Source organism: Vicinamibacteria bacterium, from assembly GCA_035620555.1.
In the GTDB taxonomy this organism is placed as follows: domain Bacteria; phylum Acidobacteriota; class Vicinamibacteria; order Marinacidobacterales; family SMYC01; genus DASPGQ01.
On the sequence record DASPGQ010000344.1, the window covers coordinates 1 to 8,795 of the forward strand.

An 8,795-nucleotide genomic window follows, 5' to 3' on the forward strand; every position below is an offset into this window, starting at 1 on the left:
ATGACCGGAACCGGAAGACCGTTCACGTTCAGGCCAACCTGATCCAGAAAATTCGCCGGATTCCCCTCCACGTCGATCGCTTGCAGTTGATAGGTGATGGGCGTGTCCACGGTGGTGGAAAGCTCGGGGATGTCCGCCAGAAACGGCGGGCTGTTTATGCTGTCGGCCTGAACGTCGACACGGAAGGTGACTCGCGATTCCTGCCCCCGGCCGTTGACGACGGTAACAGTCACGTCGACGGCCCCGGTCGAGCCTTCCGGAGCCCTGAGCAACAGGATCGCATTTTCATCGTCCGTCGTGGTTCGCACCTGCTGCATCACGACGGCCTCGATCGGCCGGTCGCTCGCGTCTACGGCCGCTCCACTGATCCGCTCCCGGACGTCTTCGCCCTCGACGAGGACGCCGAAGATGGAATGATTGAAATCGAGATGTCGCTGGGCACCCTCGGTGACGAAGAACTGAGAGTCGTTCGTGTCGTCGCCGGCCTTGGCCATCGACAAGAGCCCCGTTCGATTGTGCTGGAGCTCCACGTGGAATTGATCGTCGAAGGTCCCGAGACTCGACCCGCCGCCACCGGTGCCGGTTGGATCCCCTCCCTGGATGACGAAGCCGTCGATCACCCGATGGAAAACCACGCCGTCATAGAAGCCACTGTTGGCGAGCTCGGCGATTCGGTTCGTGACCCGGGGAACGCGCTGGTCGAACAGCTCGAACAGCATCGTGCCGTAGTTGGCGACGGCGATGCGAAGACTCCGATTGCCCTCGAGGATACGCGCTTCGACGAGTGCGGGGTCGCTCGTCGTCACGGTATAGCGGAGAGGGCCACCGCTCGGATCGGACCCGTCGAGCGGGACGTGAAGTGGGGAACCGGAGAGAAGCGTCGTCTCCGGAGGGGGAGCAATCGACGGCTGGGCGAACGCGAGTCCGGTCAAAGCTAGCGAAACCGCGAAACCAGCTTCCACCTTCATCGGGGCGCTCGCTAGCCTACCACAGTCCCCATAAATCCTCAAAAGCCGACCGGATCGCTCCTATTTTCATATGTACTTAACACTACAGAGTTTAGGGGTTTGACAGGGCCGGGTGCGCGGTATATCATAAGTCCGACCAAATTGGTCGCAATTAGAACGATGCTGAAACTATCGAAGAAAGTCGACTACGCGCTCATCGCTCTCATGCACCTGGCGAGGCAAGACTCGGGCAGCTCGTTGAGCGCCCGAGAGATCGCGAGCGGCTACGGGCTTCCTCCCGATCTGCTGGCCAAGGTCCTTCAACGGCTCGCACGGGAGGGGATCGTGGAATCGCATCAGGGCATCAAGGGTGGCTATAGCCTCAAGACGGCGGCCTCGCGCATCGACGTCGTCCGCGTGATCGAGGCCATCGACGGGCCGCTCACGATTACACAGTGCATCAGCGATCTGGGCACGTGCGAGCAGTTCGATACGTGCAACGTCAAGAGCCCGCTTCAGCGATTGGGCGACGAGGTGCTGCGCACCTTGAAGAGGGTCACGATCGCCGACCTATGCGCGCAGGACTACATCTATCGGGGGGCCGACCCGGAGGTCCAGCTTCCAGTGATTCAACATTGAGGCAAGAAAGGTCGGGATACGGAGCAACGAAATGACATCGATTCAGAACATCAAGGAGCTCGTCAAGAAGGAGTACGCCTACGGGTTCGTCACCGCGATCGACGCCGATACGGTCCCGAAAGGGCTCGGCGAGCAGATCGTTCGCACCATCTCCGAGAAGAAGGAAGAACCCGAGTGGCTCCTGGAATGGAGGCTCGCCGCCTACCGGCACTGGCTCACGATGAAGGAGCCCACCTGGGCGAACGTTCACCATCCGCCGATCGATTACCAGGATATCCGATACTACTCGGCTCCCAAACAGAAGGTACGGCCGAAGAGCCTGGACGAAGTCGACCCCGAGCTCAGGCGAACCTACGAAAAGCTCGGAATCTCTCTCCAGGAACAGGGGCGCCTGGCGGGGGTGGCGGTCGACGCCGTGTTCGACAGTGTCTCGGTGGCCACGACCTTCAAAGGCAAGCTCGCCGAGCTCGGCATCGTGTTCTGCAGCTTTTCCGAGGCCGTGAAGGAGCACCCCGAGCTGGTACGCCGGTATCTGGGTAGCGTGGTGCCCTACACCGACAACTTCTTCGCCACGCTCAATTCGGCGGTCTTCAGCGACGGATCGTTCGTCTACGTTCCCGAGGGAGTGCGCTGTCCGATGGAGCTTTCGACCTATTTCCGCATCAACGCATCGGAGACGGGTCAGTTCGAGCGTACGCTCATCGTGGCCGAGAAAGGAAGCTACGTGAGCTACCTCGAGGGCTGCACCGCGCCGATGCGCGACGAGAACCAGCTCCATGCGGCGGTCGTGGAGCTCGTAGCCCTCGACGACGCCCAGATCAAGTACTCGACGGTGCAGAACTGGTATCCCGGCGACGAGAACGGAAAGGGCGGCATCTACAACTTCGTTACCAAGCGCGGCAAGTGCAAGGGCCGAGGCTCCAAGATCTCCTGGACTCAGGTGGAGACGGGCTCGGCCATCACCTGGAAGTATCCGAGCTGCGTCCTTCTGGGCGACGACTCGATTGGCGAGTTCTACTCGGTCGCTCTGACCAACAATTATCAACAGGCGGATACCGGCACCAAGATGATCCACATCGGCAAGAACACGAGAAGCACGATCATTTCCAAGGGCATTTCCGCGGGGCACGGCCAGAACACTTACCGTGGCCAGGTCAAAGTGATGCCGAGCGCGGAAGGGTCGAGGAACTACTCGCAGTGCGATTCGCTCCTCATCGGAGACGAGTGCGGCGCCCACACCTTTCCTTACATAGAGGTAAAGAACCCGACCGCCCAGATGGAGCACGAGGCTACGACTTCGAAGATCGGAGAGGATCAGCTCTTCTACTGCAACCAGCGGGGCATTTCGACCGAAGATGCCGTGTCGATGATCGTGAATGGGTTCGCCCGCGAAGTCCTTCGCGAGCTTCCCATGGAGTTCGCCGTCGAAGCGCAGAAGCTTCTCGGCATCAGTCTGGAGGGAAGCGTTGGCTGAGACCCCGATGATCGAGATCCGAAACTTGCACGCGAAAGTCGAGGGTCGAACGATCTTGCACGGCATCGACCTCACGATTCGCCCGGGTGAAGTGCACGCCATCATGGGCCCGAACGGCTCGGGCAAGAGCACGCTCTCGCAACTGCTCGCGGGACGAGAGTCCTACGAGGTCACCGAAGGCGAAGTGCGCTACCACGGAAGGGACCTGCTCTCGATGTCGCCCGAGGAGCGCGCCCGCGAAGGAATCTTCCTGGCATTTCAGTACCCCGTGGAGATCCCCGGAGTGAACAACACCTATTTTCTCAAGGCGGCGGTCAACTCGATCCGCAAACACCGGGGTCAGCCCGAGCTCGACGCCATGGACTTCCTTGCGTTGGTGCGCGAGAAGGTCAAGCTCGTTGGCATGGAGGAAGATCTGGTCAACCGGCCGGTGAACGAAGGTTTTTCCGGCGGAGAGAAGAAGCGCAACGAGATCTTTCAGATGGCGGTGATCGAGCCTCGATTCGCCATCCTCGACGAGACCGACTCGGGCCTCGACATCGACGCCCTCAAGACCGTCGCTTCGGGCGTGAACTCCCTGAGGAGCCCGGCGCGCTCCATGCTCGTGATCACCCACTATCAGAGGCTTCTGAACTACATCGTGCCCGATTTCGTACACGTCCTCGTCGACGGTCGCATCGTGGAGTCGGGCGGCAAGGAGCTCGCGACGAGGCTCGACGAAGAAGGGTACGCTCTGTTCGAGGCGAAGGTCGGCTGAGATGGCTGACGAGCTCGACGGCTATCGGGTTGCCTTCGACGAGCGCACTTTGGGGAGCGAGCCATCGTGGCTCGCCCGCGCGCGGGCGGGAGCGCTCGAACGTTTTCTCGACCGCGGCTTTCCCCGAACGAGCGAGGAGGATTGGCGCTTCACGAGCTTGCGCGGCCTCGCTTCCCGGAAGTTCCGCCTCCCCGGCCGTCACGCGGAGGGTGCGGTTACCGGAGCGGGCTACCGGCTCGATGGGTCGAGCTGCCACGAGGTGGTCTTCTTGAACGGCCGGTTCTCCGAAGAACTGAGCTCGGTCTCGGGGCTCCCGGAGGGCATCCAGATCCGAAGCCTCGCTCGGGTTATCGAAGACGACGCCGACGCGGTCCGGCCGGTTTTGTCTCGCGAGGGGGGCGACGGGACGGTCTTCGCCGATCTGAACCGCGCGTTGTTCACCGACGGTGCCTTCATCCATGTCGCCCCCGGCACCGTGGTCGAGAAACCGGTTCACCTCGTGTTCCTCTCCACGGAGACGAGCACGATGAGCCATCCGTTCAACGCGATCTTCGCCGGGGCCCGGAGCGAGCTTCGAATCGTGGAGAGCTATGTCGGCTCGGATGAATCGGTCTATTGGACTAATGCCGTGACCCATATCGTGCTCGGAGAAGGAGCCGTCTTGGACCACTACAAGCTCCAGCGCGAAGGTGCAGCCGCCTTTCACATCGGAAGCTTGTCGGTCCTCGAGACCAGAGACGCCGTGCTCCGCGATCATTCGATCTCGCTCGGGGCTCGTCTCGCGCGGCACGACATCCGGGTCATTCTCGAGGGCGAGGGATCGGATACGAGCTTGAACGGCCTGTATTCGGTCAGGGGGACCCAGCACGTCGACCACCACACATTGATCGACCATCGCGCTCCGCGGTGCACGAGCCGCGAGCTCTACAAAGGCGTGCTCGACCAGGAGTCCACCGGCGTCTTCGATGGCCGCATCGTGGTGCGGCCCAAGGCCCAGAAAACGAACGCGCAGCAATCGAACAAGAACCTGCTGCTTTCACGAAACGCGCTCGTGAACACGAACCCGCGTCTCGAGATAAACGCCGACGACGTGAAGTGCGCCCATGGGGCGACCATCGGCCAGCTCGATGCCGACGCGCTCTTTTATCTGAGATCGCGCGGGATCGAGCTCTCGGATGCGCGGCATATACTGACGCGCGGTTTCCTGGCCGACGTGACCGAGCGAATTCAGATCGACACTCTGCGACAGGCGGTGAACTCGCTCGTTCTTCCGGAGGTGGCGTGATGTCTGAGGTAGCGATGCGGAGCGTCCGCGGTGCTTTCGACGTGGAACGGGTGAGGGCCGACTTTCCCGCGCTCCGCCAGAGCGTCAAGGGAAAGCCTCTCGTCTATCTCGATAGCGCCGCCAGCGCCCAGAAACCGCGACAGGTCATCGATGCGGTCTCCGCCTTCTATTCGCACGACTATTCGAACATCCATCGTGGCGTCCACGAGCTCTCCGAGCGCGCCACGCGCGCCTTCGAGAACGCTCGCCTCAAGGTCCAGCGGTTCGTTCGTGCGGCCTCCGAGAGGGAGATCATATTCGTTCGGGGCACGACCGAGGGCATCAACCTGGTCGCCCAGACCTGGGGCAGGGTCAACGTCGCCGAGGGCGACGAGGTGCTCATCACCCACATGGAGCACCATTCGAACATCGTGCCCTGGCAAATGCTCTGCGGCGAGAAAAAAGCCCATCTGAAGGTGGTTCCCATCGACGACCGGGGCGACCTGGACATGGACGCTCTCCGGCGCCTTCTCGGTCCCCGGACCAAGATCCTGGCCATGGCACACGTGTCGAACGCGCTCGGGACCATCAACCCCGTTCGGGAAGTCGTCGAGCTGGCCCATGAGAGAGGCATCCCCGTGCTGATCGACGGCGCCCAGGCGGCGCCGCATCTTCGCGTCGACGTTCAGTCGCTCGGATGTGATTTCTACACGCTCTCGGCCCACAAGATGTTTGGTCCGTCAGGAGTCGGCGTTCTCTACGGCAGGGAAGCGCTCCTGGAGAAGATGCCGCCCTATCAGGGCGGAGGTGACATGATCAGCTCGGTGAGCTTCGAAAAAACGACCTACAACCGGCTTCCTTTCCGCTTCGAAGCAGGAACTCCGAACATCGCCGGCGTCGTGGGCCTGGCGGCGACCATCGACTATCTCGACACGATCGGGCTGGAGGCGGTCGGGGCCTACGAGGAGGAGCTGCTCGACTACGGAACGGCGGCCCTGAAAGAGCTGCCCGGGCTTCGGCTCATCGGTGAGGCCAGACACAAAGCGAGCGTACTGTCGTTCGTCGTCGAGGGAGTGCACGCCCACGACGTTGGCACCATCCTCGATCAGGAGGGCATCGCGGTGCGGACCGGGCATCACTGCGCCCAGCCGGTAATGGATCGCTTCGGCGTTCCGGCGACGGCTCGGGCGTCGCTCGCGCTCTACAACAACCGCGACGACATCGATCGTCTGGTCGCGGGGCTCCGGCTGGTCCGGGAGGTTTTCGCGTGAGCGTCGATCCCGCTCTGCGCGAGCTCTATCAGGAAGTGATTCTCGACCACAGCAAGAACCCGAGAAACTTCCACGAGATCACCGAGGCCACCCACAGCGCGAAGGGCGAAAACCCGCTTTGCGGCGACCGACTCAGCTTGTACCTCGTCGTCGACGAGGGCGTCATCCGCGACGTGGGCTTTAGAGGCGCCGGCTGCGCCATCTCGACGGCTTCCGCCTCCATGATGTCCGAGATACTCAAGGAAAAGACCGAAGAGGAGGCGCAGACGATTTTCTCGGCCTTTCACGATCTCGTCACCGGGAAGACAGAGGACGAAACTCTGGGAAAGCTTGCCGTTTTCGCCGGCGTGCGCGATTATCCGGTTCGGGTGAAATGCGCGACTCTCGCCTGGCACACGATGCGTGCAGCGCTTTCGCGCAAAGAAGAGGCGGTCTCTACGGAGTAGACGATGCAAGAAGCGAACGAGTCGAAAGACCCGAGTCTCCAGGAGCGAATCGTCGAAGTGCTCAAGACCTGCTACGACCCCGAGATCCCGGTCGATATCTACGAGCTTGGCCTGATCTACGACGTGCAGGTGAACGACGAAGGTGACGTGTCCATCGACATGACCCTGACCTCACCGGCCTGCCCCGCAGCGGGATCCTTGCCTCCCGAGGTGGAGACCAAAGTCGGCACCCTCGAGGGAGTCAAATCGGTCAAGGTAAGCGTCGTCTGGGAGCCGATCTGGACGCCGGAGAAGATGACCGAAGCCGCAAAGCTCCAGTTGGGGATGTTCTGAGCTCGTCCCAGCATTCCGCATCGGAGGATTCCTCGGAGGTCCCGACCCATGCCGTCCCTCGCGATTCTCGTCTTTCTGGCTTCTCTCCAGACCGAGCAAGGAGCTCTGAGCATCGAAGCGATCTTTGGCGACGAGCTTTCGGTTCCTTCTCCATCCGAGGTGAGATGGACGCCCGATGGGAACCTGAGCTACTTCCTGTCGGCGGGTGAGTCCGGGCGCGACCTGTGGCTCTTCGATACGACCACTGGTGAGAAGCACGTTCTCGTTGGCTCCGACGAGCTTCGGGCGATGGCGCCTTCTGCCACGGAGGCCACGACCGACGAGCGCGAGCGCACTCGGAGGACCCGCTTCCAGGTCCCCGACTATCACTGGGCTCCCGTGGGCGAGTCGCTGCTCTTTACCAGTTCGGGACAGATTCTCGTCCACGACGTTCGAACGCAGAAGACGAGGCGCCTGGCCCCGGACAAGACGCCAGTTCTCGATCCCAAGTTCTCTCCTGACGGACGGTCGATCGCTTTCCTGTACGAGCACGACCTCTGGGTCGTCTCCGCAGAGGGGGCCCCCGAGCGCCGGCTGACGTTCGGAGGCAGCGAGAACGTCCTCCACGGGGAGCTCGACTGGGTCTATCCCGAGGAGCTCGATGTCCGGACCGGCTATTCCTGGTCGCCCGATTCCCGGCGCATTGCCTATCTCGAGCTCGACGAGACGCTGGTTCCGACCTATCCCATCACCGAGGAAGTTTCGCGCCAGGCCACGGTCGATCTGCAACGCTATCCCAAGCCGGGCGATCCCAACCCGAGAGTGCGCGTCGGCATCGTCGACGTCGCCACGGCCCGCACCGTTTGGATCGACCGCGCCGACGAGTACATCCCTCGCGTCGACTGGGTCGATGCAGACCGGCTCTCCGTCCAGCTGCTCGATCGCGATCAGGAACGGCTCGAGCTCATCGAGGTCGATCCCGTGACCGGCCGGTCCCGATCGATTCTCGTGGAGGAGAGTCCCTACTGGATCAACGTGAGCGACGACCTGAGCTACTTCGAATCGGGCAGTGCCTTCCTCTGGACGTCGGAGCGCACGGGGTTCCGACATATCTATCTCTACCGCGACGGAAAACTGGCTTCTCCGCTCACGAAAGGGGATTGGCAGGTCGATTCCATCGCCGGGCTCGACGAGGCGAACGGGGTCGTCTACTTTACGGCGAACCGCGACAACCCCATCGGCAAAGACTTCTATCGGGTGAATCTCGACGGCTCCAATCTCGAGAGGCTCACCGATGGGATCGGCACGCACGACATCGACCTGGACCCGAGCTTCGAGAGCTATCTCGACGAGTTCTCCTCGATGACCGACCCCGGCGGAACTACTCTCCGACGGGTGAGCGGGAACGGCGAGCACGCTTTTCACGAGCCGCGATCGCTCGATGAGCTGGATCTCGTAAAGCCGGAGTGGCGGCTTCTCGATACACCCGATGGAGCAAAAATCGGTCTTCTTCTCATGAAACCGCGGAGGCTCGAGCCGGGGAAGAAATACCCTCTGGTCGTCTATGTCTATGGCATGCCAGGAGTGCCGACCATCCGGGACTCCTGGGCCGGCAGCCGGTATTTGTTTCATCAATTCCTCGTTCAGCAGGGTTACGTGGTGGCCCAGATCGACGACCGCACGTC

Annotated in this window: 9 protein-coding genes; 8 read left to right on the forward strand and 1 reads right to left on the reverse strand. The window is 61.9% G+C overall.

Annotated features, from left to right (window positions below):
* Window positions 1–968 (reverse strand): peptidylprolyl isomerase (locus VEK15_14050; protein HXV61815.1); only part of this gene is annotated, 968 nt, incomplete at its 3' end.
* Between the two features lie 159 nt (window positions 969–1,127).
* On the opposite strand from VEK15_14050, the gene VEK15_14055 reads away from it, so the two are divergent.
* From VEK15_14055 to VEK15_14090, 8 genes are all read left to right on the forward strand, one after another.
* Window positions 1,128–1,586: an Rrf2 family transcriptional regulator gene (locus VEK15_14055; protein HXV61816.1), complete on the forward strand. Its 459-nt coding sequence runs from the start codon at window positions 1,128–1,130 to the stop codon at window positions 1,584–1,586.
* 31 nt (window positions 1,587–1,617) lie between these two features.
* Window positions 1,618–3,060, forward strand: a complete 1,443-nt coding sequence (gene sufB, locus VEK15_14060) for a Fe-S cluster assembly protein SufB (protein HXV61817.1) — start codon at window positions 1,618–1,620, stop codon at window positions 3,058–3,060.
* Between the two features lie 7 nt (window positions 3,061–3,067).
* Complete coding sequence (gene sufC, locus VEK15_14065) at window positions 3,068–3,817, forward strand: Fe-S cluster assembly ATPase SufC (protein ID HXV61818.1); 750 nt, start codon at window positions 3,068–3,070, stop codon at window positions 3,815–3,817.
* 1 nt (window position 3,818) lies between these two features.
* Window positions 3,819–5,102, forward strand: coding sequence for a Fe-S cluster assembly protein SufD (gene sufD / locus VEK15_14070; protein HXV61819.1), 1,284 nt, complete (start codon window positions 3,819–3,821; stop codon window positions 5,100–5,102).
* Window positions 5,102–6,352: a cysteine desulfurase gene (locus tag VEK15_14075; GenBank protein ID HXV61820.1), complete on the forward strand. Its 1,251-nt coding sequence runs from the start codon at window positions 5,102–5,104 to the stop codon at window positions 6,350–6,352. Before sufD ends, VEK15_14075 begins: the two co-directional genes overlap by 1 nt.
* The gene (locus tag VEK15_14080; GenBank protein HXV61821.1) at window positions 6,349–6,798 is read left to right on the forward strand and encodes an SUF system NifU family Fe-S cluster assembly protein; all 450 of its coding nucleotides are present in this window, start codon (window positions 6,349–6,351) and stop codon (window positions 6,796–6,798) included. The genes VEK15_14075 and VEK15_14080 overlap by 4 nt, the downstream gene beginning before the upstream one ends.
* 3 nt (window positions 6,799–6,801) lie before the next feature.
* Window positions 6,802–7,131: an SUF system Fe-S cluster assembly protein gene (locus VEK15_14085; GenBank protein HXV61822.1), complete on the forward strand. Its 330-nt coding sequence runs from the start codon at window positions 6,802–6,804 to the stop codon at window positions 7,129–7,131.
* A 48-nt stretch (window positions 7,132–7,179) separates the two neighbouring features.
* Window positions 7,180–8,795: DPP IV N-terminal domain-containing protein (locus tag VEK15_14090; GenBank protein ID HXV61823.1), on the forward strand; the 1,616-nt coding region annotated here is incomplete at its 3' end.

Bases quoted from the DNA above. Each gene is read 5' to 3' on its own strand.
- VEK15_14085 (HXV61822.1), top strand. From the start codon at position 6,802: ATGCAAGAAGCGAACGAGTCGAAAGACCCGAGTCTCCAGGAGCGAATC.
- VEK15_14055 (HXV61816.1), top strand. From the start codon at position 1,128: ATGCTGAAACTATCGAAGAAAGTCGACTACGCGCTCATCGCTCTCATG.
- VEK15_14075 (HXV61820.1), top strand. From the start codon at position 5,102: ATGTCTGAGGTAGCGATGCGGAGCGTCCGCGGTGCTTTCGACGTGGAA.
- sufC (HXV61818.1), top strand. From the start codon at position 3,068: ATGATCGAGATCCGAAACTTGCACGCGAAAGTCGAGGGTCGAACGATC.
- sufD (HXV61819.1), top strand. From the start codon at position 3,819: ATGGCTGACGAGCTCGACGGCTATCGGGTTGCCTTCGACGAGCGCACT.
- sufB (HXV61817.1), top strand. From the start codon at position 1,618: ATGACATCGATTCAGAACATCAAGGAGCTCGTCAAGAAGGAGTACGCC.